This is a genomic window from Bacillus sp. IBL03825 (genome assembly GCF_024712505.1).
Lineage (GTDB): Bacteria > Bacillota > Bacilli > Bacillales > Bacillaceae_G > Bacillus_A > Bacillus_A wiedmannii.
In genome coordinates this window covers 5,096,780-5,123,212 of record NZ_JAMXKE010000001.1, presented here as the reverse complement: position 1 = coordinate 5,123,212, position 26,433 = coordinate 5,096,780, and the positions used below count along the sequence as shown (strand labels likewise).

Annotated in this window: 23 protein-coding genes; 9 read left to right on the top strand and 14 right to left on the bottom strand. The window is 36.1% G+C overall.

Annotated features, from left to right (window positions below; translation table 11 throughout):
* Positions 1 to 161: 161 nt before the first annotated feature.
* On the top strand, positions 162 to 632 hold the full coding sequence (locus tag NHG49_RS26505) for a sigma-70 family RNA polymerase sigma factor (RefSeq protein WP_258126720.1): 471 nt from the start codon (positions 162 to 164) through the stop codon (positions 630 to 632).
* 55 nt (positions 633 to 687) lie between these two features.
* Here NHG49_RS26505 and NHG49_RS26500 read toward each other — a convergent pair whose 3' ends face one another.
* A complete protein-coding gene (locus NHG49_RS26500; RefSeq protein ID WP_258126718.1) occupies positions 688 to 1,194 on the bottom strand; it encodes a competence protein ComK in 507 nt (168 codons plus the stop codon).
* 194 nt (positions 1,195 to 1,388) lie between these two features.
* On the opposite strand from NHG49_RS26500, the gene NHG49_RS26495 reads away from it, so the two are divergent.
* Complete coding sequence (locus NHG49_RS26495; RefSeq protein WP_016085527.1) at positions 1,389 to 1,787, top strand: DUF4359 domain-containing protein; 399 nt, start codon at positions 1,389 to 1,391, stop codon at positions 1,785 to 1,787.
* Positions 1,788 to 1,806: 19 nt separating this feature from the next.
* Here NHG49_RS26495 and NHG49_RS26490 read toward each other — a convergent pair whose 3' ends face one another.
* Complete coding sequence (locus NHG49_RS26490; RefSeq protein ID WP_001197601.1) at positions 1,807 to 2,022, bottom strand: DUF2922 domain-containing protein; 216 nt, start codon at positions 2,020 to 2,022, stop codon at positions 1,807 to 1,809.
* A 98-nt stretch (positions 2,023 to 2,120) separates the two neighbouring features.
* Entirely contained in the window at positions 2,121 to 2,345 is a 225-nt protein-coding gene (locus tag NHG49_RS26485; protein WP_149173770.1) for a DUF1659 domain-containing protein, read from the bottom strand.
* 110 nt (positions 2,346 to 2,455) lie between these two features.
* Between NHG49_RS26485 and NHG49_RS26480 the strand changes: the two genes are divergently transcribed.
* Entirely contained in the window at positions 2,456 to 2,941 is a 486-nt protein-coding gene (locus NHG49_RS26480) for a VanZ family protein (protein ID WP_064476155.1), read from the top strand.
* 24 nt (positions 2,942 to 2,965) lie between these two features.
* Here the strand turns inward: NHG49_RS26480 and NHG49_RS26475 are convergent, their stop codons facing one another.
* Complete coding sequence (locus NHG49_RS26475; protein WP_088047777.1) at positions 2,966 to 5,722, bottom strand: DEAD/DEAH box helicase; 2,757 nt, start codon at positions 5,720 to 5,722, stop codon at positions 2,966 to 2,968.
* A complete protein-coding gene (locus tag NHG49_RS26470) occupies positions 5,706 to 7,325 on the bottom strand; it encodes an SWIM zinc finger family protein (protein ID WP_088047778.1) in 1,620 nt (539 codons plus the stop codon). Before NHG49_RS26470 ends, NHG49_RS26475 begins: the two co-directional genes overlap by 17 nt.
* 159 nt (positions 7,326 to 7,484) lie before the next feature.
* Between NHG49_RS26470 and NHG49_RS26465 the strand changes: the two genes are divergently transcribed.
* The 3 genes from NHG49_RS26465 to NHG49_RS26455 are packed head-to-tail and all read left to right on the top strand — an operon-like array spanning position 7,485 to position 10,924.
* A complete protein-coding gene (locus NHG49_RS26465; protein ID WP_064476158.1) occupies positions 7,485 to 7,976 on the top strand; it encodes a zinc ribbon domain-containing protein in 492 nt (163 codons plus the stop codon).
* Between the two features lie 5 nt (positions 7,977 to 7,981).
* The gene (locus tag NHG49_RS26460) at positions 7,982 to 9,532 is read left to right on the top strand and encodes a zinc ribbon domain-containing protein (protein ID WP_258126715.1); all 1,551 of its coding nucleotides are present in this window, start codon (positions 7,982 to 7,984) and stop codon (positions 9,530 to 9,532) included.
* A 12-nt stretch (positions 9,533 to 9,544) separates the two neighbouring features.
* Positions 9,545 to 10,924, top strand: a complete 1,380-nt coding sequence (locus tag NHG49_RS26455) for a zinc ribbon domain-containing protein (protein ID WP_258126714.1) — start codon at positions 9,545 to 9,547, stop codon at positions 10,922 to 10,924.
* A 99-nt stretch (positions 10,925 to 11,023) separates the two neighbouring features.
* Here NHG49_RS26455 and NHG49_RS26450 read toward each other — a convergent pair whose 3' ends face one another.
* Together NHG49_RS26450 and NHG49_RS26445 are read right to left on the bottom strand one after the other, a co-directional pair.
* Positions 11,024 to 11,326: a DUF3910 family protein gene (locus NHG49_RS26450; protein ID WP_098103004.1), complete on the bottom strand. Its 303-nt coding sequence runs from the start codon at positions 11,324 to 11,326 to the stop codon at positions 11,024 to 11,026.
* Positions 11,327 to 11,405: 79 nt separating this feature from the next.
* Positions 11,406 to 12,284 carry a cell wall-binding protein EntA gene (locus NHG49_RS26445; protein ID WP_002167369.1) on the bottom strand — a complete coding sequence of 293 codons (879 nt, stop codon included), beginning with the start codon at positions 12,282 to 12,284 and terminating at the stop codon, positions 11,406 to 11,408.
* Positions 12,285 to 12,948: 664 nt separating this feature from the next.
* On the opposite strand from NHG49_RS26445, the gene opuD reads away from it, so the two are divergent.
* On the top strand, positions 12,949 to 14,463 hold the full coding sequence (opuD, locus tag NHG49_RS26440; RefSeq protein WP_064476162.1) for a glycine betaine transporter OpuD: 1,515 nt from the start codon (positions 12,949 to 12,951) through the stop codon (positions 14,461 to 14,463).
* A gap of 610 nt (positions 14,464 to 15,073) precedes the next feature.
* Here opuD and NHG49_RS26435 read toward each other — a convergent pair.
* The 6 genes from NHG49_RS26435 to NHG49_RS26410 form a co-directional block, all read right to left on the bottom strand.
* Complete coding sequence (locus tag NHG49_RS26435) at positions 15,074 to 16,375, bottom strand: glycosyltransferase family 2 protein (RefSeq protein ID WP_154131443.1); 1,302 nt, start codon at positions 16,373 to 16,375, stop codon at positions 15,074 to 15,076.
* The gene (locus NHG49_RS26430; protein ID WP_098094179.1) at positions 16,372 to 17,127 is read right to left on the bottom strand and encodes a GGDEF domain-containing protein; all 756 of its coding nucleotides are present in this window, start codon (positions 17,125 to 17,127) and stop codon (positions 16,372 to 16,374) included. The genes NHG49_RS26435 and NHG49_RS26430 overlap by 4 nt, the downstream gene beginning before the upstream one ends.
* 260 nt (positions 17,128 to 17,387) lie before the next feature.
* Positions 17,388 to 18,599: a NupC/NupG family nucleoside CNT transporter gene (locus NHG49_RS26425; protein WP_064476164.1), complete on the bottom strand. Its 1,212-nt coding sequence runs from the start codon at positions 18,597 to 18,599 to the stop codon at positions 17,388 to 17,390.
* 344 nt (positions 18,600 to 18,943) lie between these two features.
* The gene (locus NHG49_RS26420) at positions 18,944 to 20,692 is read right to left on the bottom strand and encodes a C40 family peptidase (RefSeq protein ID WP_154131444.1); all 1,749 of its coding nucleotides are present in this window, start codon (positions 20,690 to 20,692) and stop codon (positions 18,944 to 18,946) included.
* 210 nt (positions 20,693 to 20,902) lie between these two features.
* Positions 20,903 to 21,787 carry a D-amino-acid transaminase gene (locus NHG49_RS26415; RefSeq protein ID WP_081257338.1) on the bottom strand — a complete coding sequence of 295 codons (885 nt, stop codon included), beginning with the start codon at positions 21,785 to 21,787 and terminating at the stop codon, positions 20,903 to 20,905.
* Positions 21,788 to 22,435: 648 nt separating this feature from the next.
* On the bottom strand, positions 22,436 to 24,364 hold the full coding sequence (locus NHG49_RS26410) for an LTA synthase family protein (protein WP_064476167.1): 1,929 nt from the start codon (positions 24,362 to 24,364) through the stop codon (positions 22,436 to 22,438).
* Positions 24,365 to 24,910: 546 nt separating this feature from the next.
* Between NHG49_RS26410 and NHG49_RS26405 the strand changes: the two genes are divergently transcribed.
* Together NHG49_RS26405 and NHG49_RS26400 are read left to right on the top strand one after the other, a co-directional pair.
* On the top strand, positions 24,911 to 25,276 hold the full coding sequence (locus tag NHG49_RS26405; RefSeq protein ID WP_064476168.1) for a YkvA family protein: 366 nt from the start codon (positions 24,911 to 24,913) through the stop codon (positions 25,274 to 25,276).
* A 50-nt stretch (positions 25,277 to 25,326) separates the two neighbouring features.
* Positions 25,327 to 25,818 carry a metal-binding protein gene (locus tag NHG49_RS26400; RefSeq protein ID WP_064476169.1) on the top strand — a complete coding sequence of 164 codons (492 nt, stop codon included), beginning with the start codon at positions 25,327 to 25,329 and terminating at the stop codon, positions 25,816 to 25,818.
* Between the two features lie 118 nt (positions 25,819 to 25,936).
* Here the strand turns inward: NHG49_RS26400 and NHG49_RS26395 are convergent, their stop codons facing one another.
* Entirely contained in the window at positions 25,937 to 26,254 is a 318-nt protein-coding gene (locus NHG49_RS26395; protein ID WP_064476170.1) for a magnetosome magnetite crystal formation protein family, read from the bottom strand.
* Positions 26,255 to 26,433: the final 179 nt, after the last annotated feature.

Below are 26,433 nucleotides of genomic sequence, written 5' to 3'. Positions count from 1 at the left end.
TTTCAAATAAGACAAGCAGAATTTCAAATTCTACTTCATGTAATTTCAAATTTCGGCGGTAGTATTTAAAATTACTCACAGTGAAATCGCTTCTTTATTTTTATATTGTGGAGGTACCGGCGGAATAACAAAGAGGTATACCTTTTAGAAACAGGTACTGTGTGAAGCCAGCGATTTTTACAGAGACAGTTGTTTTATATGAAGGAATGATCGTAAATCAAATAAAGAAGCTAGGTATTTATCAAGATCATGAAGAGTATTATCAATGTGGTTTAATTGGTCTTTGGCATGCGTATGAAAGATTTGATGCGGAGAAAGGAAGTTTTCCTGCATATGCAGTTGTAACGGTGCGTGGTTATATATTGGAAAGATTGAAGAAAGAGTCTGCCTTGCAAGAAAGGAATGTTTATGTAGGTGAATATGAGGAGATTTTTTCATTTGAAGATGTTGGATTGAGAGTACAGGATTTTATGAGTGTATTAGATGAGAAGGAGAAGTATATTATTTTCGAACGTTTTTTTGTAGGGAAGACGATGGGGGAAATCGCTAGCGAGATGGAAATGACCTATTATCAAGTGAGGTGGGTGTATCGGCAAGCACTTGAGAAAATGCGAAATAGCTTAAGAGGATAAATAGGATTATAAGAATGGAAGGCAAAGGATATTGCTTTCCATTCTACTTATTCTGTTAAGGTAGTAAATGTAATAAGAGGTTTTTAAATTGTAGTGAATCTTGCATGTTCATACGTGATAATACGTATCCAGCTTTTAATAATTGCTGTTTTAACTTATGGGGACTGATATGTATTGTTGTAGTAGTGCCATTTGAAAACTGAATGTTAGATTTTTTACTCTTTTTGAAAAATTCTATGTCATCTATATGGTTATAAAATAGCCATATACAGTTTGGAGAAGAAGGAGATTCTGTTGGAAAAGCACAAATATATTCTCGATGATTAATCGGAATTGGGACATTTTGTTTAAATTTAAAGTTTGTTTGGACTGCATTACGTCTGCCTTGATAAGTAGAATGAACATTGGTTAGACAAGATTGCTTGATGAGTTGGAGAGCGGTTTGACAGGAGTAAAGATGGTTCCCGCTACTGTCAATAATTTTGGTGCGATAATAAGGGTGCTTGTAAGGTTCCAGCATCATTGTAGAATTAGAAATAATAATATCATTTTCGTCATTCATAATTTTGATTCCTCCTTTATAAATAATTTTAATTCCAAATATAATTATATACGAATTAAGTAAATTGATTGTTAATATTCCGTTTCATATTGTAAATTTTGGTTATTCGTTTACAATCAATAGATGATAGTCTTTCTAATTTGCATCGCTTGTACATATATATGAAAATAGAAAAGAGTAGGCGGTGAGATAGTATGAAGAAAAGGTATATTATTATGGCTCTAGTTGTTGTTCTTCTAGTATATTTAGCAAATAGTAATCCGAGTAAAGGAGAATATACGGACTGGGCAGCAAAGCAGTTTATGAAACGTAACGATGTAAGTAAGAAGCTAGACGAAGTTCAAAAAGAAAATGAAGAGGGCCTCCTTGGCGATTTAGCATCGGCTGGTAAGAAGTTGGCGAAAAAATATGTTGAGCCACAAGTTGGATTATTAATCGAGAATTATACAAAGCGAAATGATTATATTTTCTTCTCAACATATACGACCGAGTTTGATATAGGCGGAGAGCACTATAAATATGTATGCGTCGGTTTTTCAAAAATCTTTATTCCGATTGAAATGCCGAAGAAAAAAGACGAATCTGCAAAATGATGCAGATTCGTCTTTTTGTTTATAAGGTAATAGGAACTTCAGATACATTCTTTTCTACGAGACGAGCTCCTTTTTTTCGGGTATTATCATTAATTGTTGAAAATACAGATGAGGCAAGGATGGTATCCATTACTTGATTTACGACTTGTGCATCGACAGGTGTGATAGGTTTCTCGATAGAAAAAACAACTGTTTTTCCATCTTCTTTCGCGAAAATTAATTCTAGTACTTGCATACGTTATTTCCTCCTTTTTATTTATCCCGCTATATTGCGAGTAGGGTGTTGGTTCATACTTAGGGGGGATGAACACCCCCACTGAGTACAGTTTAACCTTATAGGGTAGAAAGATCTGATGTGCTAACAAGCTGTATAGCGTGAAGCGGTGCTGCTTGTAAAGAAGCAAGAGCACGTGCTACGTTGTGTACTTGCTCTAAGTTTGCGTTTGTTTTAACACGCTTAAATTGTTTTTGCTTAAAAGCTGTTTTTCCGTTCTTATCTAATCCATTGTTTAAGACAAGACGTAAAGTTAAGTCCGTTACGATTGTTTCGACTGCCATGTTTATCACCCCCTTTCACTTTATAAATAGGTTGCAAATGTCATGTTTTGGCGTGAAATTTATTCTTTTTTTTGGTACTCTTAAAAGATTAAGAGAGGGGCTTCGGAAGAATGAAACGTAAATGGTTATTTTGGATTCCTGTTTTACTATGGATGGGGTTGATTTTCTATTCCTCGGCACAACCATATAAAAAGCAGGATATGCGCTCGGATATTGAACAATATGTAAATGTGGAGTTTGTGAAAGATCATTTTTCATGGGTATCTATTGATTATGGCGGTGGTACACCTGTTAGCATTGCAAATAAAGGTGTAGGCGGATTTATTGAGTTTTTCCTTCGTAAAGGTGCTCATTTTATGGTGTTCTTTATGCTAGGTTCATTGACGTATTATGCTTTTCATCGATCGGGTCATTCGAGAAAACGGTGCTTTATATACGCTCTTCTTTTCGTTGCGGGATATGCAACATTTGATGAAATTCATCAATGGACTACGGGAGATCGTACACCGATGTGGCAAGATTCATTACTGGATACGTGCGGCGGATTAACAGGGATTATAATAAGTAATTGGTTTTGGAATAGAAAAAGAAGCTAATCTTTTGAGATTAGCTTCTTTTGTTTATACACCAAGTAATTCTTTTAGTTCATCTGTAGATAGTTCGGTCATCCAACTATCGGTTGTAATGACAGCGTTGTTTAATGATTGTTTTCTTTCTAACATTTCATCAATTTTCTCTTCGAGTGTCCCCGTTGTAATCAGTTTATGAACGTGAACGAAGCGTTTTTGACCAATACGATATGCGCGGTCTGTTGCTTGGTTTTCTACAGCTGGATTCCACCAACGGTCGTAGTGAATGACATGGTTGGCAGCGGTTAAGTTTAAGCCAGTTCCACCTGCTTTTAACGATAAGATGAAAATGTCATACGTTCCGTTTTGGAATTGCTCGATCATTTTGTCACGTTCTTTCTTCGGTACACTACCGTTTAAGAAGAGGACGCGCTGACCGAAATGTTCTTCTAACACATTTTTTAGCATGTTCCCCATACCGATGTATTGTGTGAAGATTAAACAACTTTCATTTTGATCTTTTATATTTTCAATTAGTTCCATTAGGGTGCTTGTTTTCATGGAACGTTCGATTATGTCTTTTGGTTCTGTTTCTTTTAAATAAAGAGCGGGGTGATTACAAATTTGTTTAAGTTTGTTCAGCATGAGTAATATAAATCCGCGTCTTTCAATCCCGCTTAATCCTTCTACATTTTGCAATGTATCTTGAACAAGTTGTTCATATAAGGAAGCTTGTTCACCAGTAAGTGGACAGTAAGCTTTCTGTTCTTGTTTATCTGGTAAGTTTAATGCGACGGTTTGATCTTTTTTCGTACGACGCAGTAAAAACGGCGAGATAAAACGTTGAACTTGTTGGATTTTTCCTTCGTCACGGTCCTTTTCAATCGGTGAGACGAAGCGGCGCTGGAATTGTCCTAAGCTGCCGAGATATCCATGATTAATGAAGTCGAAAATAGACCAAAGCTCGGCAAGTCGGTTTTCCATCGGTGTACCGGTTAAAGCGATTTTGTGATTTGCTGGCAAGTTTCGTACTGCTTTCGATTGTTTCGTATGTGGGTTTTTAATATTTTGTGCTTCATCCAAAATAACAGCATCCCAGCATAACGTACTAAGTTCCTCTTCATCAAGCTGAGCTAATGCATAAGATGTTAATACAACATCTGCTGATTGAAGGAAGTCTTTAAATAATTCGCCTTTCGCTCGGTTACTTCCATAATGTAACTGAACGCGTAAATTTGGTGCGAAACGCTCAAATTCTTTTTGCCAATTTCCAAGAACAGATGTCGGTGCCACGATTAAAGCAGGGCCTGTTTGGAGATTGTTCTCTTTTATATATAGTAAGTAAGTGATCGTTTGAATGCTTTTTCCAAGTCCCATGTCGTCAGCTAATAATGCTCCGAATCCAAGCGTTCTTAAATATAATAACCACTCAATGCCATGTTGTTGATACGGACGGAGTGTTGCGTTTAGTGCAGAAGGAACATCTACTTTTGGAATATCTCCAATGTGCAATAGTTTTTGGAATAGCTCTTCATAATATCCATCTAGCTCGATTTCAATATCGGTAAATGGACTATCTTCTTCTACAATTTCTGTTTCAGCAGTGTTTGATAAATGTTGCTGAAGGACATCTTTCATTTCTAGTCCATATTTATCGGCACGGTTCATAAGCTTTCGTACTTCTTCAATAAAGGCTGGATCCAGTCTCATCCATTGACCATTTATATTGAATAACCGTTTGTTTTGTTCAACGAGTTCGAAAAATTCGCTTTCGGATAAATCAATGCCGTTCGTTGAAATGCGCCAGTCAAAGTTAACGAGTGTATTCATGCCGAAGAAAGATTGCGTTTGCGTGGCATTTTGCTTCAACTGCACACGTAATTTTGGTTTTGTCGCTTTTAAATTTTGCCACCAGGATGGCAGTAAAATCGTAATACCTGCAGCGAGTAATTCGTTACTTGCTTCTGTTAAGAAGTTCCACGCTTCTGTTTCAAAGAGCTCACTTCGGAATGTATCGCCTTCTTTTAACCACGGTACGAGCTTACTGAATCCTTCTTGTGTTTCAAGAATACGTTCTTCATAATCGTGCCATCGTTTTGGCAAAGAATCGATACTTTCATATACATATATGCGATGTGCCCCGCGCTTTGGTGTAACAATTGTCTCAAGCTTCCACATTTCAAATTCTTCTTGCGGCTCTTGTAGCCGTAGTCCGATTGTAAAGGGAAGGTCATCTTCAATGTAACCAATTTTTCGAAGCCAATCTTCTTCATGTAGTGCTGCATCCAATTGTCTTTTCGTAAAGTCGTAATGTTCATAAAGTCTCTTGGCATCTTCCCATCCATCGTTTGAACGGTTATCTTGTAATATGCTTTCATTTACCGCGGCGGAGAAAAGAGATGCCAATGTGTCATCTTCAATTGGGCTATTTTGCACTTTCCAAGATGGTTGCTGAGACCAACGCTCCATATCAGGTACGAAGCTACCGCTTGTGAAGGCATCCCATAATTCATTCGCATCTTTCGTAAGTGCTGTAATAGGGCCATTCATTTGAATATGGGCAAAGGAGTTCATCGGTTTATTAGCGATGTATTCAAATGCTTGTGCGTTTGTTAGCATAACACCTTGTTTTCCTTCAAAGGTCGCTTCTTTTAGAAACGTGCCGTAGAAGGAGGTAGAGTGCCATGTAAATGCATTTCGTTTCCAACTTGTTACGGATAATGGAGTACCGCTGTCATCTTCTCCCCAAAGGAACCAACCTTGACTAACGTGCTGGAGCCTAATTGTTACTTCAGTTTGATTGATCATCAATTAATTTTCCTTTCCGTAATTCCTCTTGTAGTGCACGCAGACGTGAATGTAAGTTTGCGATGTGAATAATGAAAGCATCCCATTCATCAGTACGCTTTAATCGTTTATATAATGTACGTAATTTCTTTAAGTAACGAACTGCACGTCTATATGATTTGCGGTTTCGCTCTTCAATGGCCTCGGTAGCAGCAAGGTGATAAAGAGGAAGGGCTGCTTCTGGTGCTTCCTTTTCAATATCTTTCAGTGGCTCTTTCAAAAGTTCAATTGCTTCAAACCCATGTAAGAGCTGAAGTTCTGCCCATGTACGATATTGCTTTTTCGCGAGTACGTATTGCTCATAGTTTGCGAAACTATATGGTAATAGTTCTTGCAAAATCATTTCGAGTCCGGCTTGTTCATTTGTATGGTTTGCATACGTTTCATACATGATGACAAATAAGCGAACGATATCTTTTATGAAAATCGTATTTTCGTGCTCATGTATCGTTTTCTTCACTTGTTTATACGTAAAGGAAAGCCAGTTTTTCGCACGATCCCACTGCATTGTATTTAATAGCTCTTCTAACCAATAGAAGTACAGACTTACAACAGAAGCAGGCTGTTTCTTTAGTAAGTCCATAGCTATTAGGTCTTCGTCATTTAAAAAGAGTAGATGAGAAGATGCTAATGCTTTGGAAAGTGGATTGATTTTCGTATCGATTCGCTTTTCTTCTTCTTGCAGTTTCTCTTTATTGTGTAAGAGTTCACTCCATATGTGACGATAAATAAAAAATCTTTCTTGCGTATAGGCGTCGGTGGAGAAGAATACTTCGTGAACGAGACGAGCTGTTTCTTGCAAAATTGCTTCAGACTCTGAAGGAATCGCTTCTGATTGTAAGTCCCGAACGATGGATTCCACTTTATCTACAAATAAGCGAACGACGTTAACAGGCTGGTGATAAGAATACGTTTTATTTGCTTCGAAGTCCTGAATTTCTTCTAATAATTTTTGAAAGCAATAAAGCGCTGCATGTAGCCTGAACAACTCATGTATCACAACGATACGCGGAGCTTTCCGCTCCAGTTTCGTATAGAAGTCTGTAAAAATACTCATAAGAAAATACATTTGTTTATAAGTAAGCCGAGCTTGTTCTTTTTTAAATGATTCATATTCGTTGTCAAAATACGATTGCCAACTTTTATAATCCGTTTCTTCAAACGCTGATGATTGCAATACTTGTCTTGCAGTTCGAATAGGAGGAAGGGAAGGTTTCGTATTATTTTTAAATAAAGTTAATACATCTCCTACTTGCCCGAAACTAGATGCTGCAGATAGTAAAACAGCGAGCATATGCTCACATTGCGTTGGTGCAAAGCAATCGCAATAGCTTTCAGCGACGTTACGAATCGGGATATGGACGCTATATACGCTGCCTCCAGCATCTACAGTTCCTGATAGCGTATAACCATCAAAGTCAACGTTGTAGACAACACCACTACGATATAGGTGCCGAGCTGTAGCGACATGTTCCTGATCAGCTGTTTGCTGTGGATCTAGTCCTTGAACGAACTCATTCGCAATCATCATAATTTCATCTTTCGTAATTGAGTGTTGCAGCATAATATTCCTCCGTACACATATTTCTTTCCTTTACCATTATAAACAAAAAATGCTCAAAACAGAAAAAATGAAATTTGGATTACATAAATTGAAAATCATGGTAATATATATAATGTTAATTTCGCATATTACTATATATGTATAGGGGGGGGAAATGATTTGTCAGATTTACAGACGAAGTTAGGCAGTGGAATGAATAAGTTACAAGAAGGAATTGAGCAAGGGAAGATGAAGTTACAAGTTGCGCAAGAAATCGCTCAACTGAAAAAAGAAATGCAAGTGCAAATGCAGAAAAAGGCAGAGGTTCTATTAGAGATTGGACAACGAGTCTATGTTCAATTAAGAGGAAATGGAGTAGATGAAGCGAGCTTAAAAGAAATGATTGCTCCAGTTCAAGAATTTGATGTAGCTATTTATCAAGCAAGAAAACGCATTGTTGAACTGCAAAAGCAACAAGGCGAGAAAGCTACATGTGAATGTGGTGGACCTTTATCAATAAATGATAAGTTTTGTGGTTCGTGTGGAAAGCCTAATCCAATGTTAGCGATAGAAAATGAAGGTGAAACGACAAATTGTATTTCATGTAATGAACATATCGATCAAAACTCTACTTACTGTCCGGTTTGTGGAATTAAGCAAAGTGGGGAGTGAATTAGATGTATTGTCGCACATGTGGAAATCAACATGGTGAAGAGGTAAACTATTGCCCTAATGAAGGAAGTATGGAGATTGCAGGAGCTATAGATGCAGTAACGTTAGAACAAGATACTGCAAAATACTGCAAAGGTTGTGGCGGTGAAAATGCTCAGCAAAATTTATATTGCCAAAAGTGTGGGCATTCCTTATTTATTGTGAAGAAAAAAGAACAATCTATTAAATTGCCTACAATGGACGGTACTCCTGAAGTTAAATTTACAGCAGATAAAGCCGTTTTAAAAACAGGTTTTATTGGTGGGATTGTTGCAAGTATTCTCATGTTAATTGCTGGTTGGATTGGTAGTGTATTATTTGCTTCTATATTAAGTGAGATGTTTAGTAAATTTGCGAAAGAATTAGAAATGTTGCCAAGCTTTTATTCAAGTGCAACTTCTACGATGTTAAGTTATCATTTACTTGGTTTTACAGCTAGCGACGAGAGTGGATTGATATTTTCTTTATCTTGGCATACTCCATTTACATTACTATTAATCATTCCATTTATGATTTTCGCTGGTACAGGAATTTGGTTAGGAAAGCAGCGTGTTGCAAAAACGATTAAGGATCAAATCTTTATAGCAGCAACAGTTGGTATTATTTATGGTGTCTTTTTATTCATTATAAGTTTTATAGCATCACAATCTTTCGCCATTCTATTCTCAGAAGCAGGTAAGATTACGGTTGGCTATTCAGCGATTAAGAGTTTATTGAGTGGTTTTGCATGTGGGACATTATTTACCTTAATAGGATTTATTGCTCATACAAGCAAAAATAATATGGCAGCAGCATTTCAAGAGTTAATGCCATATGGAGCGTCTGTTTATTACGGTATTTCAGCCATGATAAAAGGACTTTTAATAACAGCAGTAGTGGTTTGTATTATGGCGTTAGTAAATAAGGAAGACAGTATTGAACCGTTAAAAGAAATAACAACTTTAAAATCTGAAAGTACATTATTAGCATTAGAGTTAACACCTCAATTATGGAGTATGGCTCATTTTGCTCCGTTAGAAGTATCAAGTCCAGCACTTAGTAAGGAGTTTACTGGAATTGGTAAGAAATCAAAATCATCTGAGAGCACATTATCATTTTCATTTATATCAGGCATCTCTGTAAATGGCGTAGTGGTTAGAGATATAATGATTTCAAAAGGAGCAAGTCAGGAAAGCCTTGCTGAATTTGATGAAGTGAATAACGTATTCCATTACGGTTTATTAATGCTTATTATTCCATTGTTCCTTATGTTTAGAGCGGGAAGAAAGTTAGCTGAATTATCGACTGCCAATATATATATTACATTAGCAGTATGCAGTGGTTCTTACACGATTATGATGATTGTAATGAATATGATTTCTAAGTTCCAAATTGATGTTTCAGGGACTGTAACAAGTTTGTTTGGAACAAGTGGAACGGTATTATCTATGCAAAATTCATTTGTATATTTAACTATATGTAGTTTTATTGTGACATATGTAGCAGCATTTGTTGGAATGAAGTTAGCTAAAAAATAGGAGGAGAGCACGTTGAAGTTTTGTGGAACATGTAAAAAGAACGTTGCAGACCATTTGAACTTTTGTCCCGAGTGTGGGAGTAAAGTAGAAGTAATCGTCGATAACACCGTCGCTTCATATACAGAAGTGCAAAGCGAGACAAAACCAGCCAAAAGTAAGAAAAATTTATTTTTAATCATTGGTTTCGCCATCATTGCCATTTTATTATTTGGGGCATATAAATTTGGAGCATACAAGTTTTCAAAAGAAAAGCAAATAAATGTAATGATTGAAGCATTCCAAAAGAAAGATATTACTGCAATTGATGAGTTTGTGAAAGCGAATGATTCAAGCTTAAAGATTAAGACAGAGGATATTAAAGCGTACATGCGTTACTTAAAAGAGAACCCTTCTTACAATAAACAATTATTGTCTTATTTACAGAAAGAGACAGTAGATCAAAAGTTAACAAAGGATAAAAATTCGTTTAAAGATGGGGAAATTATAGAAGAGGGAAAAGAGTGGTTCTTATATCCAAAGTATAAGTTTAGCATGAAATCTTATTATATGAGTGTTAGTACAACTGCAAAGAATGCGGAAATATATGTGAATGATAAAAAAGAAACAGAACTTTCTAGTGATAAAACTTCGAAAGAGTTGGGACCATACTTCCCAGGTACGTATGTTGTCAAGGCAACAGCGAAGACAGAACTTACTGAATTAGAAACAGAGAAAGAAGTAGATTTAGCAGATGAACAGGGCGAGAAAGTGAATGTAGATTTATCACTTGAAGGAAAGTATGTAAGCATTTCTTCTGATGAAAATGATGCAACCGTATTTGTAAATGGTAAAAAACGTGGGAAATTAAGTTATGGTAATTATAAACTGGGTCCTGTATCCACAGATGAAACAGTAGAAGTACATTTAGAGAAAACTACTGATTTTGGTGTAATAAAATCTGAAAGTATTAAAATTGGAGACCAAAGCACGTATTACTTAAAATTCCCGAAAGAAACATCAAGCTCAGCAGTGGGTGATTTTGTACGAAATCACATTTATAATAACGTACGTGCGATTTCGTTAAATGATTTTAGTTTAATTGAAAATGATTATGATAAGAGCGGGAAATCGTACAAGGAAGACCGTGATTACATACAGTATCTACACAAAAAAGGAATTACAGAAGACTTATTAACGATGGATGTTCGTAATGTAGAACGTCAAAGTGCTACGAAATATAAAGTAACGACATATGAAGAGTACCATATTCGTTACGGTGATGGGTCTGTAAAGTTCAAAAGCTTTAATAATGACCATATCGTTACTGTTAATGGAAATGGAAAGGTGCTATATCATTCTCTGGGTGCCAATGATACGTTGAAATCAGAGGAAGTATCTGGTCCGACTCGTTAATAAAAGAGAGAGGTTGTTCAATATTGTTGAACAACCTCTTTTTTATAGTTTACTTCTTTTGTGAATTTTTGCCGGTAAAATGATATCCCTTTTTTACAATTATGAGCGCGTTTCCTTTAATATCGCTTGCACATATGGATCATGTAATATTTGTTCTATAATTGGTAACATGTTTTGTTTGAATGGAATATCAATAGGGAATGGCTTTTGAGAGCCGGGTTTGATTCCATATTGGACAATTTTGTAATGTGTATTTTCTTCAGAGCTGAGCACAACTAATTTATATCTATTGTCATCGCCAGCGAGTGAAAAGTCGATGGAAGTAGCGTCGTATGTTACTTCATCTTTATATATATACGGTTTTGGGGTACCGATCCAGTCTATTTTTGCTTGTACATTCATGAACATAACCTCCTTATAGTTATTATAAAAAAATAAAAGCCAGCTCTCAACAAAGAGAACCGGCTTTAGCAGTCATTGGTTATTTTAAAATTTTCACTTTAACAGTTTTGCGTCCCCATTTTTGAGCAGCGCTATCTGATCCAAGTAGGATGTCGATACGGTTACCTTTAATTGCACCGCCAGTATCTCCAGCGATAGCTTCTCCGTAACCTTCTACCCATACTTTAGATCCTAATGGGATTACTTTCGGATCAACAGCGATCATTTTCATGTTTGGGTTCGCTGTTAAGTCATGACCCATTGCAGTTAATACACGGCCACCGTATGTGCCACCGTTTTCGCTCGGATGAGCTGTATATGCTGTAGCTACAACTGTTAACTCACGACCACCAGAAGGTGTGCTAGTTTCAGCAGCTTTCACAGCAGGCTTAGCAGCTGGTTTTGCTTGTGCTGCAGGTGCTTGTGCTTTAGCTGGTGCTACAGTTTTAGCAGGAGCAGGTTGTTCTTGTTTCTCAATAACAGGCGCTGTGCCTGTTAAGAAAGGAACGTGAACATAAGCTGTTTTCCCGTTATATTCAAATTGTAACCACTCATTTTGTACTTGGTTCGTTGTTTCGATCATATCGTCTTTCTTCAACGTTCCAAGAATTTCTGAGTTTGTGTTCGCTTCAGCACGTACATTTAATACGTTAGCTGTTACATAGTAAGAGTTCTTTGTAAACTCTGCACTTACGAATGCGTCTTTACCATCTAATTTGATTTGTGACCATCCGTTTTCTGTATTTAGAACATCTAATTTATGACCATTCTGTAATTTACCGACAACTTTTGATTCAGTAGTAGGGTTTTCTCGTACGTTTAGTACGTCTGTTGTTACAACAGTTTCTGCATTAGCAGATGCGGTGAAAATCCCAAGACCAAAAACTGCTGCTGTTGCTATTCCAATTAATTTTTTCATGATAGCCTCCATTGCGTTTGTTTTCGTGTCCTCATTATAGCAACAGATTTTTTCGGATTTCGGGAAAACACACAATTACAAACCATTCGTAATCAGTCGTTAACATCCTGTAATATAACAAAAGATATAGGAAAGCGTTTTTCATTCTATGTGATTAGTAGGTTTCTACTTATATTCAAAATATTTAATACAACATATATTTTTCGGCGTAAATAAAAATGTTACAGGAGTGTTACATAATATTTACTAAACGATTACATTCCTTGAGTATTTTGCCGTTTTATGGGTAATATAGTTATATAAACATAAACATTTCGTTTGTGAAACTATAAACACGTGCTATATACTAGCAAAAAAACCGCATAATTGTTACAAAAAGAAAGGGTTGCAAGGAAGAAAAATGCCCTTTTTTACATCTGTAACACATCCTTTTTTGGGAAAATACATTCCCATCCGCATTTTTCTCACACAATTTGACAGCAGTATTTCGATCTTGTAGCTCTTGCAGAGTGAAAAGGTTATACGGAAGGTAAGGCTGTCCATAAGAATTCGAATTGGTGAAGGTGAAAGTAAGAAAATCACCGTAAAATTATAGTTTTCTATCCGATTTTACATATCGGAATTTATGTTATTTACAAAAGTGAAACCTACGAAGGGGGATTTGATGAGGAAACTGACAAAAACATTCATCGTATCATTAACATTATGTATTGCATTTACACTTTGGGGGATTATTCCCGAATCTATTATTGGAAAAGGTAGCTTAGGAAATGTAACAACCGCAATTCAAACTGCATTAGTTAGTAAGTTTGGATGGTTCTATATTATTTCTGTTTCTATTATATTAGGTGTGTCTATCTTTTTAATTGTTTCGAAATACGGTTCTATTCGTTTAGGTAAAGATGATGATGAACCTGATTATAGTTATATGACATGGTTTGCTATGCTATTTAGCGCTGGTATGGGTATTGGTTTAGTTTTCTGGGGCGTTGCCGAACCATTAAACCATTTGTACGCACCTCCGTTTGGAGAAGGTGCAACTGAGGAAAGTGCGCGTCTTGCACTACGTTTTTCATTTTTCCATTGGGGATTACATCCGTGGGGACTATATGCATTTGTAGCGCTGTGTATTGCTTACTTTACTTTTAGAAAAGGAAAAGCAAGTACGATTAGTGCGACAGTAGGTCCGTTATTTAAAGGCGGAGAGCATGGACGTATTGCTCATTCATTTGATGTGTTAGCTGTTTTCGCAACTGTGTTTGGTGTTGCAACATCATTAGGTCTTGGTGCGAAGCAAATTGCAGGTGGTGTTAGTTATTTAACATCTATCCCGAATTCATTGCCGACACAGTTAGTTATTATTGCAATCGTAACAGTTCTTTTCATGTTATCTGCGCAAACAGGTCTTGATAAAGGAATTAAATATTTAAGTAATGCGAATATTATTTTGGCGTTTGCACTTATGATTATTGTATTATTTGCAGGTCCAACAAACTTTATTATGAATTACTTCACTTCAACAATCGGTTCTTATATTCAGGAATTGCCAAGCATGAGCTTCCGTTTAAGTCCATTAGATGAAGGCGGAAATCAATGGATTCAGTCATGGACAATTTTCTATTGGGCATGGTGGATTGCATGGTCACCATTCGTAGGTACGTTTATTGCCCGTGTTTCACGAGGACGTACGATTCGTGAGTTTGTTATCGGTGTGTTACTCGTACCGACTGTAATCGGTGCGCTTTGGTTCTCTGTTTTCGGCGGGACTGGTATTCATATGGAGCTGTTTGGTGATGCTCATATCTTCGACAAAGTGAAAGAGATGGGAACAGAAGTAGGGTTATTCGCTATGTTTGATCAGATGGGAAGCTTTGGATCAGCTTTATCGGTATTAGGTATTCTGCTTATTGCAACATTCTTTATTACATCTGCAGACTCTGCGACATTCGTTTTAGGGATGTTAACGACACATGGTAGTTTAAATCCACCAAACCGCATTAAAATGGTTTGGGGTATCGTTTTAGCATCGATAGCTTCTACCTTATTATATGTTGGTGGATTAGAAGCACTGCAAACAGCAGCTATTATTGCGGCATTCCCATTCGTCTTCGTTATTTTCTTTATGATGGCAGCATTATTTAAAGAGTTACAAAAAGAGGGGCGTATGAAGCGTCATTAATAATAGAAGGAAAAAGAGCTGATTATGTATCAGCTCTTTTTTATATAGAAGGAATTTTAAACACAAGTAAGGGAAATAAAATACTTTACTATATAAGTAGTATGCCTTTTATATAAAGAAAAATCGATACGTTTCGACAAAATACGATAATTTGTAAATTCTATTCATATTTTTGACAAAAAATTGTCGGAAATGTGTTGTCACGTTTATGTATATGTGCTATATTATTTCCTGTAAGCGATTTCAAATAGTTTTAAAGCGCATTCAAGGGGGACATCTAGAATAATGAAACGTTACGAAAGAAAGTGGAAGCATATTTGTTTGAAACGTGTGGCACATCGTAGTGTCCAAGAAAGCACGGAACCTAAGACTGAAACGCGCAAAGAACAGCAAGAGAAGCAATTGGTTCTACAAAAATAGCAATCACTTTTTCGTATATAAATGAAGGTCAATCGTTCGTTGGGGGATGGACGTGAAATTACTTTCAGCTAAGGGGTATTGTCTGATATATAATTTATACGGCAATAAATCAGCACAGAGCATACGGCGCTCTGTGCTGATTTTTATTTTGTAAATAAAAATCAGTGGGAGAACCCCACTGATTAAAGTTTTACTTTTCTTTTTTGAATCGAACTGTTTTATCCCAGCCAATGACTTGTTTCTTGCTCTTTGCACGTAAGTATAAAATTAAGCTGCGAATGAATAAGTACGTAAAGAGCTGTGCGTACGTAAAGTACATGATAACACTAATAAAAATATTAGTTGGTGTAAAGGTTCGTTCCACACTCTGGGCACTAAATAATTGAGAAACGTATGTAATATATGCGACATACCACATAAATAGTAGCGGAATGCTATATTGAATTTGGAATATCCCGAGTAACCCAATTACAAACCAAACGTTCGAAATGATTAAGAATAGCCAAAATACAACATACACTAAAACTTGTTGTAAGGAATGGACGAGAAGTTTTCCTTTAAAGAAACTTAAGGAAGAAAACATTTTTTCTAAAATGTACAAGTTCCCTTGGAGCCAACGTGTACGCTGCTTAATAAGGATCCTTAAATGCTCGGGTTCTTGTTCCCATGTAATCGATTCTGGAACGATTGGTAAGAGATAGCCTTTTTGTGTAATTCGTAATGTTAATTCAGCGTCTTCTGCAATTGCATACGGGTCATAGCCGCCAAGTTCTTCTAATGCAGAGCGACGAAGAAGCATATTTGTTCCTGTTAGTGAACCTGTTTGGAATAGTAACCAGCGTCCGGATTGCATAAGGAGCTGGAAGATTTGAAATTCTAATGAAATCATTCGTGTTAGCCAGTTTCTATTTTCATTTACAGTACGAACGTGACCAACAGCTCCAACGGCATCCTCGGTTGTTTCAGCGTGTTCTACAAGCATTCGCAGAGCATGTGGTTCAGGCTGGTTATCTGCATCATACACACAGAAGTATTCACCATCTGAAATACTAAGACCATAGTTTAATACACGTGATTTCCCTTTTGGTTCACCCGCCGGAACACGAATGTGACGAATATGAGCATAAGCTTTGTCAAAATCGTCACCAATTTCAGGTGTCTCATCTTGCGAATTATCGTTTAATAAATAAACAGTTAGTTTACCTGGATATTCAATCTTCGCCATCGCCTCTAAAGTATCTTTAATAACGACACCTTCATTGTGGGCAGGTATTAAAATGTCGACGCTTGGATAATGTTCTAGCGTACGATCTTTTCGTTTACTATTTCGGTGAACTAAACCTGCGAGTGTTAAGAAAGAATAGTAAACAAGTAAGGCAGAGAATAGAAAGGCTGTAAAAATAAGTATATACTTAATCGAAAATGTGATGCTAATCCAAAACACGAGTACGCAAAATAGAAGGAATAAAAGAAGTATAACGAGTGTCATCATAATAACGTCTGTCCTTTGTTCCCAATTTGCTCGCGTGAAATTTTTATATCTTGGATCGCTTCAGCAGCAAGCCATTGCTCCATTTTTGGCTTTAGGCGATTCATTACAATGTCAGCACCGGCTTCATTTGTGTTTTGTAATAAAATAACGAGCTTATTATTATCATATTCAGCAGCAAGGTCAAAGTCAGCTCTTATTGTTTCAACTAATAATGAAGCTACACGGTCCATAACACTTTCCTTCGTATATTTACTAAAGGAAGTAAAGTCAAAATAAATAATAACGCCTGTTTCATTACGGCGATTCATTGCATTTATTAATAATGCTTGTCGTCTTTCGAATTCTTGTCTTGTTAATAATTTTGATTCTCCAATGTATTGTTCTAACGTTCTCACACGTTCGGTTAATTCTTTATTTTCATGAATAACCTTCTTTAATAAATGAGTTGAGATATATACGATGAAGAAGTTTGCTGCCATTAGGAAGTGAGTAATAATGTATTCCCATTGTTCTGATGTACTCCATAAGTAAAGCCATGCTTGGTAGAACAGGTAGAATACCGAAATAATGGTTCCTAATATAAAGAGAACAAATGCGGTTTTATCAGTCAATAATAGAAATAGTACATTAACAATTACATATATAATTGTAAAAATGAGAGCATGCTCATATTGCGTTACATGTACAGTTGTAAAATAAAATAAAATTTGTAAAATCCACATAGAGAGGACTTTATAGAAGTTATCTTTCACAAAATTTTCCTCCTTAAAGGTAATTCATGCAAGGATACTTGTAGTATGCGCAATTATTAAGAAATAGACCGGATGACTAGGTTATTTTGGAGAGCAACCACAAGTAGTGTCTCTCTTTTGTAAGAAAAAATAAACAGACTTACTAATTATTGTATCATAATATTCTTATATTTAAGCATAAAGTATTTAATATATACCGAAAAAATATACAACATATAATAAAAAGCCCCCTCTTTAGAAAGAGGAGACTTTGCATCATTTTATAGGAACATCATACCTGCAACTGCTGCATTTAAGAAGTTTGCTAATGTACCAGCGATAACTGCTTTAATCCCTAACTGTGCAATTTGTTTACGGCGAGTAGGAGCTAACGTTCCTGTTACACCTAATTGAATTGCGATAGAAGAGAAGTTTGCGAATCCACAGATTGCGAATGTTAAAATTAAGTTTGTTTTTGCAGAGAACTCTGCCATGTGTGGTCCTAAGTTTGCGTATGCAACGAATTCGTTGATTGCAAGTTTTTGACCGATAAAGCTTGCTGCTTGTACAGCTTCACCAGGAGAAACCCCGATTAAGATTGCAAATGGTGATAGTAAGTAACCGAAGATTAAATCAAGGCTAAGTTTAATATGGAACAGAGAGCCAATTAATCCTAATAGACCATTTAATAAAGCGATTAATGCGATGAAAGCCATTAACATTGCTGCTACGTTAATAACAAGTTGCATACCTTCAGATGCACCACGTGCAGCTGCATCAATAACGTTTGCATCTTCACGTTCTGTAGAAAGTTCAACGTTATTATCTACTTTTTCTGTTTCTGGCATAATTAATTTCGCAATTAATAAACTTGATGGAGCTGCCATAATTGCTGCTGCTAATAAGTGTTCTAACGGAATACCCATTGCTGCATAGCCGACAAGAACCGATCCGGCAACAGCTGTCATACCGCTTACCATAATAGTGAAGAATTCACTATTTGTTAAACGTGCTAAGTAAGGTTTGATTAAGATTGGAGCTTCAGTTTGTCCTAAAAATACAGTTGTTACTGAGTTTAAACTTTCTGCTTTAGATGTTCCAAGAAGTTTACTTAATGCGCCACCAACGACACTAACAAATTTCTGCATAATACCGAAATGATATAAGATTGCTACTAATGAACTAATAAATACGATTGGAAGTAGTGCTTGAATAAAGAAGACAAATCCCCAAGGGCCTTTTGCGTTGACTAAATCCCCAGCAACGAACTTAATTCCCTCGTAAGAAAAATTAATTAATCCTTGAACACCATCAGCAGCGTATTTTAAACCTGCTTTTCCGGCATCCCATCGTAATACGATAAATGAAAATGACATTTGTAATGCTAGCGCGATTAAAATTGTGCGCCAATTAATAGCTTTGCGGTTGGAAGATAGTAAAAAAGCAATTGCTAATACTCCAATCACGCCGCCAATTCCCCATAAAAGATTCATGCAGTGTATGCTCCTTCCTCATAGTAAAAAAGTGTATAAACCAGTTGTCTATACTTTTGCGAATATAACATCTTAAGTAACTTATCATAATGGACATCGGAGGTCAAACGTCTAACAAAAAGTTTAAATAAAAAGAAAATTCTTCAAAAAAACACATATAAAATGATTAGACATGAAATAGGTTATGTTTTTTATGTGAAAATATACATTATGATAACGTTATGGATTGTTTTTGTAGAATATAGTGTATGAAATAGGGAAATAGATACACTATTTTTTCGGGGATATAGGTGACATATACTAAAAAGAGCCTTCTAGTAATCTAGAAGGCTCTAAAATATGACTTAAGGTGCTTTCGTATAACCTAAGAAGTGCTTACTCCAATAAGAATTGCTTAATGAAGCGATTGCGACACCTTTATCTCCAGATTGGATAAATGATCCGCCGCCAAGGTAAATACCCATATGAGAAGGACCTGCTTTATAAGTGTCTTTGAAATAAATTAAGTCACCTGGTTGTGGACTTGAAGTTTGTGGTAAGCTGCTCCAATATCCTGCAACACTTTGACGACTAATGTTATGACCAAATTTCTTAAATACGTGGTAGATGTAACCACTGCAGTCAACACCAGTAGCAGAAGTACCGCCCCAAACGTATGGTACACCTTGCATTGATTTTGCATATGCAAGTATGGAAGAACTATCACCACTATTATTGCCTGTATTATTGTTGTTATTGTTTTGATTGTTATTTTGGTTGTTGTTAGGCTTATTATCTACTGCGCCCCCAACCGGTGTTTTAGAAAGGTAACGTGTTCCGATGTAACCAGTTTGACCGTTGTAGTTAATTTTGCTCCATCCAGAGTTTTCAGAGATTACTTGAACCTTCTGTCCTTGTGGAAGTGCCCCTATGATTCTATAATTTGTACCTTCGCCGCTACGTACGTTTAGTGCAGAAGCATTAATGTAGTAGTCACCAATTGCACCATGATTCGGTTGTTCAGGCTGTTTCGGTTGTTCAGGAGTAGCAGTGCCACCTTTAACGAATTTTACAAATTCGCTACTAACGAAGCCTGTTTTCCCTTGATAGTTTACTTTAAACCAACCGTTTTCAGATCCAACTACGTTTAATGTAGTACCATTTAACACGCCACCAATTACACTATGGTAAGCAGCAGGGCCTGTACGAACGCGTAGAGATGTTGCGTTAACAACGTAAGTACCACCAGTTTGAACAGTTACATTATTGTTTTGTTCTTGTTTGTTATCTTGATTGTTACCTTGTGTAACGTTGTCGCTAGAACCGCCTTTTGTTACGTAGTCTTTGCTTACGTATGCAGTTTGTCCAGCGTAATTGATTTTGAACCAATCTTGAACTTCGCCAACTACTTGTACAACTTGTCCTTTTGTAACAGAAGCTACAGTTGTGTGAGAAGTGCTAGGACCTGTACGAACACGAAGGGAAGATACATTTACTGTATAGTTTCCGCTTGCTGGTTTTACAGATTCTTGGTTGTTATTATTCGTATTGTTGTTTGAAGAACCTGCATTAGAAGAAACACCAGATACGAATTCGCCACTTACATAGCCAACTTGTCCATTATGGTTGATTTTCACCCAACCATTTTCTTGACCAATTACGTTTAATGTTTGTCCTGCATATACACGTCCTGAAACAGAACTAGAAGTGTTCGGAGCAGTACGTACACGTAATACATCAGCAGTAACTTTATTGTTTCCACCTGTTGTACTTACATTGGAATTGCTTGCTCCATTTTTTGATACAAATTCGCCACTAACAAATCCTGTTTTCCCATTAATGTTAATTTTGAACCAACCATTTTCTTCGCCAATCACATTTAATGATTGACCGTTATAAACACGCGAGATGATATCGTGAGAAGTACTTGATCCTGCACGAACATGTAATACGCTAGTGTTTACCGTATAAGATGAGCTGTTTGATGCAGAAGCTTGGACAGTTGTAGCAGCTTTTTGTGTATTTTGTTCAGGGGCAGCTTGAACACTATCAAGTGTAGGTGCTGCTCCTCCTGCTACAGACACTGCCGCAAGACCGGCAAGGTATTTTTTCATAATTTGTCGATTCCTTTCTGTCTGTAATGTAGTGAAGAAATATTTACCAACTGTTAAAAATTCTAAAGAGCATGTCGATTACTGTCAAGACTTATGCGGTAATCTGAATATGACAAAAAGATTACAAAAAAAAATCAAGGCATAAATCTATACCTTGATTTCCATTTAAATACATATATTGAATGTAGAAAGGTTAGAAATTATACGTGTTTAAGAAGATGACATATTGGATTGTAACAAGCTTTGAGAAAATGATCTTTGCAGAATTTTTGTGATAGGGCCAACTTGACCATCTTGAATTGCAGTTCCATCAAGGTGAGTCATCGGCAAAATTTCAATCGTCGTTCCTGTAAAGAAGCATTCATCTGCTTGATAAACATCACGAATGCTGAAAAGTTCTTCTTGTACCGGAATGCGAAGGGTTTTCGCTAAAGAAAGGACATATTGACGAATGATTCCATTTAAAATAAGGTGATTGGCTGGATGTGTATAGAGAGTTCCGTTTTTTATGAGAAAGAAATTAGAACAGCTGCCCTCAGTTACGGTACCATTTCGTACGAAAAGGGCCTCTTTACAACCTTTGCGTTCAGCTTTCGTAGCAGCTAATACATTTGGTAATAAATTTAATGATTTGATATCACAGCGTAGCCAGCGTGTATCTGGTTCTGATATAGCACGTACACCATATTCAATCCATAACGCTGGTCTTTCTTTCTTTGTAATATAGGCATAGATTGTCGGAGGGACGTCATATGAGAATGTATGGGTACGAGCTTGTACACCACGAGATACTTGTAAATAAATCGTTCCATCCTCGTGGAAATTATTATTTTCGATTAGTTTATAGAGTAGGATAATCAGTTCTGCTTTTGAGAAAGGGAGTGTTAATTCTATTTCTTCCATGGAGCGATATAATCTTGTGATATGCGGATCTAATAAGTGAAAGTTCCCTTTATATAAGCGAATAACTTCGTAGACACCATCTCCAAACTGCAAGCCTCTTTCTTCAAAATCTATGTACGCGTGATGTTTTGTTGTATCAATAACTGCATCATTCCAGAGTACAAATTTTTCGTATGCCAATTTTCGTCCCATCCTTTCGTAAGTGCATAAGTAAAATGAAGCTTTAATTCGTTTGGTCTGTGTACAAATAGCGGAATAAAGTCCTTATAGTAATTTTTATGTGAGTAATTCTTTACATATGACGTATATGTATTTGTAAATGGTAGAGAAGTAGTAATGATTTACCCCGCTATTTGTGGGCAGTAAAACTCCTGTTAAAAATTCGGCTGGAGCAAAGAAGTGAAGTGGGCGAATAACGGCCCGTAAATGCCCGATTGGTGAGGGCTGATTAAAGTTTCACTTTTACAGCATTTTGTATATACAAATTCGAAAATGAGAAATAAGAATCCTGCTTTTGAATAAAAAAAAGCAACATTCTTATGGAATGCTGCACAAGGAGGGTAGCTATCTTTCATAGGGACATCGTCTTATTGAATGTTTTGTGTATGGAAACAAAACACATTGAAAGACAATTATAAGAAAGTAGAAATAAACGATTCAAATATTTCTTTAAGGGATCTTATTACAGATGAGAGATAAGAAATATAGAGAACCTCGTTTACATATTTTATTATAGAGATGCTTCATTAATTCTATGTGAATATTTGGTAAAGGTTATGTAATGTTAAAGTTAATGAATATAAGTGATTGTATGGAGAAATATAAAAAAAGAGGCTGAGATTACTCAGCGCTCTTCTTTTCTTCTTTTATAGCCGTCTTTACTTCACCAGTTTTGGTCTTGTTACTTTCAGAGAAGCGAAGTAAGTCACCTTCAATGATTTTGTCAGACATGTTCAATTCATTTTGGGCACGATCAATGAGTGGTTGAGATTCTTCTTTTGGTAATTGTACAACTTCGCCAGTATTACGGTCGTAGAATGTACTGTTCGTGTACATGTACTTATCTGTAACGAAGCTACCGTCACGAAGAACAACGAATCCTTTATTGTCTGGTGAGAATACATCATGACCGAATTGAACTTGATTCGTAGAATCTACACCAAGTAAGTTTAGAATTGTTGGTTTAATGTCAATTTCACCAGTTGGTTTTGAAATTGTTTTACCTTCTTTTTGACCTGGAACGTGAATAAACATCGGTGTTTTTTGTAAGTTCATATGGTCAAATGTAGTGATTTCTTCTTTTCCTAAGAACTGTGCCATTGCACGGTTATGGTTTTCAGAAATACCGTAGTGATCACCGTAGAATACGATAACTGAGTTGTCGTAAATACCTTCTGCTTTTAGACGCTCAATAAAGTGTTTCATTGCTTCGTCTAAATAGCGAGCAGTTACCATGTAACGGTCAAATACGCCATCACCAGAATTGTATTCATCGATTAATTTCGTACTGTCATCATAAGTGAATGGGTAATGGTTTGTTAAAGTAAGGAAGCGAGTATAGAACGGTTGCTTCACTTCTTTTAACATATCGATAGATTGATCGAAGTATTCGATATCTTTTAATCCCCAATTTAATTTCGTTTCTGGCGTAATCTTGTAGTCAAGCTCGTTGTAATAACGATCATAACCAAGTGCCGGATACATAATGTTACGGTTCCAGAATGTTGCGTTGTTCGCGTGGAATACTGATGTGTGGTATCCTTGCTCACGTAAAATTTCTGGAGTTGCTGTATATTCGTTATTACCGTGTGTGAAGAATACAGCACCACGGTCTAGTGGATACATTGAAGTATCTACTAAGAATTCAGCATCAGATGTTTTTCCTTGCCCAGTTTGATGGAAGAAGTTATCAAAGTAATAACTTTCTTTCGTAAATTGGTTTAAGAATGGTGTAACTTCTTGTCCGTTAACTGTTGCACCAATTAAGAATGTTTGTAATGACTCAAGAGAGACAACAATTACGTTTTTCCCTTTTGCAGTACCAAACATATTTGGATCTGGTTTGCTTTGCGTTGTTTTTACGTAGTTTTCTGTTTCCTGTAATTTACTACCGTCAGCAAAAGCTTTTTGTGAACTTGATTTTGCTTGTAAGCCAAGATCATATACTTGGTGTACATATAAACCTAAGTTTTTAACAAGCATAACGCGGTCGAATGAGCGTGTTAATAGTTCAGGACGCTCAGCTTCTGCAAGTCCTAAGTTTGCGAAGAAAATAGCAACTGTTGACACGAAGTATAGGGAACGCATTGGGCGTGCTACACGCTCTGTCGGTGCAAAATTCTTCATCTTCTTCAATAAAATGAAGAATACAATAATATCAGCAAATGCAAGGATAATTTTGTAGTTAAACAATTCTTTCACACTAGAACCTAAACTTCCAAAGTTAGATGTTTGTCCTAGTACTGGTAAAGTAACGAAGTCATTGTAGAATCCGTAGAACATTACGTTACCAACAAGAACGATTGTTAAAACAAAATTAATTCCAAGTGCTATATAGTTACGTTTTTTCCCTTTTGCAAATAATGCAAGACCAACAAGCAGTAATGATGCTGCTAATGGGCTAAGGAATAAAATGAATTCTTGCATGAAAGATTCAAGTTTTAAATCAAAGCTTGTGCGTGTAATAAGGTACGTCTTTAGCCATAAAGCTAAAGCTACGAATACAGTGAAACGCACATTTTGAAATTGTGATTTCAAGGTTTCTTTCATTCATTTCCACCCTTTCTCTATCAGGCTTGGTCGATTTTGGAGCGAAAAATGCTAAAATAAAAAATACATAGTTTTCTTGGCCATAATTAGAGGTTCTATATTCACCCATATACGACTATAACTATGCATACCCTTTTGGTTTCTTGTGTTGCTCATAAGCATAACGTCATTTCTGTATTATACAACAAAATTCATTTCTGAGAAACACTATAACATTTTACATTTTTTGTATAAGATTTGTCACTACCAGAGAAAACTTTAACATTCGTTTTTATGTCCGTCAACTAGAAAATATAACAAAGGTAGAGCAGAATGTTAAGTGAAAGTGAAAATTTTCTTTGTTGAGAAATAAGAAATGACAATGGGTAAGCGGCTATCTAGAAACCTATTATATGATGAGAAATATGTAAAAATTAACGAACACTTGTTCTTTTTTCGTTTGTTTGTTACAATGAAAGTTCATTGATAGATTATGTGTAATTTTGATGAACTTTTACTGATAACATATTGTAGCTTATTTCTTTTAAAAAATAGGGAGGCTTTTACATGGAACAAAAATTTTCAGTTGAAGCGTTTTGGAAGAAAGCAAAACATGTTGCAAAGCAAGCAGGACAGTCGGTTATTTATGCAAGTTTATTATTGTTTTACGTTTTGCAAAGACCTGATGTTCCAAAGCGAGTGAAAATTATTGTGATTGGAGCACTTGCTTATTTTATTGCACCAATTGATGCCATCCCAGATTTTATTGCTGGAGTTGGTTATACAGATGATTTAGGGGCGTTAATGGCTGCTCTATTACAAACGTCGTTATACGTCAATGAAGAGGTGAAAGATAAGGCACGAGTGAAGTTGGCAGAATGGTTTGGTTCGGATATAGACACATCCTTTATCGATCAGAAATTAGATCAATAGGTGAGAACTGTCATATGGTGACAGGGCGAACGTAAGCGAGGAAGTGCATTATGCCATCAGGAAGAACGCATACGAAAATAAACTTAATATCCCTTCCGGTTGTTTTGTTTATGCTCTTTTCGTATGGATTAACAAACTTGGATTTTTTATTAACTTTTGCAATTGGCTTTTTAGTAGGTACTTCATTTTTAACGCCGGATTTAGATACATATAGTAATGCGTATAATAAATGGGGATTCCTACGTATATTTTGGTATCCGTATAAGAAGGTCATGCCGCATCGCTCCTTCTTTACACATACAATTATACTTGGTGATGTGATTCGTATTGCATACATGTTAATTGTGTTTTCTCCGTTTTTATTCCTATTAAATGTAATCGCGCTTGATGGGAATTTAATAGAAATTGCGAAGGAACATGAGGTTGAAATTGTAACGTTCTTAATGGGAATTGTTGTGGCAAGCACGCTTCACATTATAGCGGATAAAGTGAATACGCGCCGCAAAAAAATGATGAGAAAAAAGAAGAAACGCAGAAGATAAAAAAACCGTCCCAAAAGGTATTTTGGGACGGTTTTTTTCTTATTAAAAGATTGTCGTATCGCCGATAAAATTTCATTTATTATGATGCGTGCTGTTTTAATCAAACGTTTGTTTAAACTTAAGCTTTCAGCACTTTAATACCTTTTACGATGTTCCAAATGAAGTAGTATAAGCTAATAATGCCGCAAATACATAAGACAATTATTGCTCCAATTCCAAGTGTTACGTCTGGTTGATCCGATCCGATACCCATAATTCCTAAAATAGTTACGCCAATGAATGTAGCGATACTTGGAATAATGTGTGTCCATAGAGCACGTTTTGCATGTGGTTTTGTTTCAGCATCGCCTACAATCCACACAATAATAGGGAATAAGATAGGGGCAAATAATACACTAAAGTAAGATAAAGCTGCTAATATTTTGTTTCCGTTCATATATATCACCTCATAAATAATGTCCGTTGCTATACTATTATTATGCAATAGTTTTGGCAAGCTTACTATCGATGAACATTACAAGAACGTGACGATTTTGTAAGATTTTCTAGTGAAATAATAAAATTTTCAAAAAAATCTTTTTAAATGAAAATTGTTGTGATAGAATTAATGAAAAC

What these genes read in the sequence shown, in the direction of transcription:
- NHG49_RS26500 (WP_258126718.1), bottom strand. Translation starts at nt 1,194, where the DNA reads ATGAATGACGAAAATGATATTATTATTTCTAATTCTACAATGATGCTG.
- NHG49_RS26495 (WP_016085527.1), top strand. Translation starts at nt 1,389, where the DNA reads ATGAAGAAAAGGTATATTATTATGGCTCTAGTTGTTGTTCTTCTAGTA.
- NHG49_RS26490 (WP_001197601.1), bottom strand. Translation starts at nt 2,022, where the DNA reads ATGCAAGTACTAGAATTAATTTTCGCGAAAGAAGATGGAAAAACAGTT.
- NHG49_RS26485 (WP_149173770.1), bottom strand. Translation starts at nt 2,345, where the DNA reads ATGGCAGTCGAAACAATCGTAACGGACTTAACTTTACGTCTTGTCTTA.
- NHG49_RS26480 (WP_064476155.1), top strand. Translation starts at nt 2,456, where the DNA reads ATGAAACGTAAATGGTTATTTTGGATTCCTGTTTTACTATGGATGGGG.
- NHG49_RS26475 (WP_088047777.1), bottom strand. Translation starts at nt 5,722, where the DNA reads ATGATCAATCAAACTGAAGTAACAATTAGGCTCCAGCACGTTAGTCAA.
- NHG49_RS26470 (WP_088047778.1), bottom strand. Translation starts at nt 7,325, where the DNA reads ATGCTGCAACACTCAATTACGAAAGATGAAATTATGATGATTGCGAAT.
- NHG49_RS26460 (WP_258126715.1), top strand. Translation starts at nt 7,982, where the DNA reads ATGTATTGTCGCACATGTGGAAATCAACATGGTGAAGAGGTAAACTAT.
- NHG49_RS26450 (WP_098103004.1), bottom strand. Translation starts at nt 11,326, where the DNA reads ATGAATGTACAAGCAAAAATAGACTGGATCGGTACCCCAAAACCGTAT.
- NHG49_RS26445 (WP_002167369.1), bottom strand. Translation starts at nt 12,284, where the DNA reads ATGAAAAAATTAATTGGAATAGCAACAGCAGCAGTTTTTGGTCTTGGG.
- opuD (WP_064476162.1), top strand. Translation starts at nt 12,949, where the DNA reads ATGAGGAAACTGACAAAAACATTCATCGTATCATTAACATTATGTATT.
- NHG49_RS26435 (WP_154131443.1), bottom strand. Translation starts at nt 16,375, where the DNA reads ATGATGACACTCGTTATACTTCTTTTATTCCTTCTATTTTGCGTACTC.
- NHG49_RS26425 (WP_064476164.1), bottom strand. Translation starts at nt 18,599, where the DNA reads ATGAATCTTTTATGGGGAATTGGCGGCGTGATTGGAGTATTAGCAATT.
- NHG49_RS26420 (WP_154131444.1), bottom strand. Translation starts at nt 20,692, where the DNA reads ATGAAAAAATACCTTGCCGGTCTTGCGGCAGTGTCTGTAGCAGGAGGA.
- NHG49_RS26415 (WP_081257338.1), bottom strand. Translation starts at nt 21,787, where the DNA reads ATGGGACGAAAATTGGCATACGAAAAATTTGTACTCTGGAATGATGCA.
- NHG49_RS26410 (WP_064476167.1), bottom strand. Translation starts at nt 24,364, where the DNA reads ATGAAAGAAACCTTGAAATCACAATTTCAAAATGTGCGTTTCACTGTA.
- NHG49_RS26405 (WP_064476168.1), top strand. Translation starts at nt 24,911, where the DNA reads ATGGAACAAAAATTTTCAGTTGAAGCGTTTTGGAAGAAAGCAAAACAT.
- NHG49_RS26400 (WP_064476169.1), top strand. Translation starts at nt 25,327, where the DNA reads ATGCCATCAGGAAGAACGCATACGAAAATAAACTTAATATCCCTTCCG.
- NHG49_RS26395 (WP_064476170.1), bottom strand. Translation starts at nt 26,254, where the DNA reads ATGAACGGAAACAAAATATTAGCAGCTTTATCTTACTTTAGTGTATTA.